1 pseudogene is annotated in these 301 nt (G+C 75.7%); it reads left to right on the top strand.

Features of this window, described 5'->3' with window-relative positions:
• Positions 1-160 precede the first annotated feature (160 nt).
• Positions 161-301 (top strand): annotated as a pseudogene (locus tag JHD80_RS29465) (LLM class flavin-dependent oxidoreductase); the annotation flags it as partial.

Raw genomic sequence — 301 nt, 5'->3', positions numbered from 1 at the left:
CCCCCCCCCCCCCCCCCCCCCCCCCCCCCCCCCCCCCCCCCCCCCCCCCCCCCCCCCCCCCCCCCCCCCCCCCCCCCCCCCCCCCCCCCCCCCCCCCCCCCCCTTTTCACGCAGACGACGGCATACGAGATCGCGCCTAGAGTCTCGTGGGCTCGGAGATGTGTATAAGAGACAGGTCGAGGCCCTCAAGCGCAGCCATACCGTCACCTCGTTCGAGCCGTTCACGCTTCTGTCGGCACTCGCGGGCGCAACCGAGCGCATCGGCCTCGTCGCAACGGCCTCGACCACCTTCGACGCGCCT

The organism is Allobosea sp. ASV33, from assembly GCF_016428755.1.
Taxonomy (GTDB): domain Bacteria; phylum Pseudomonadota; class Alphaproteobacteria; order Rhizobiales; family Beijerinckiaceae; genus Allobosea.
This window is presented reverse-complemented; position numbering and strand designations above follow the sequence as displayed.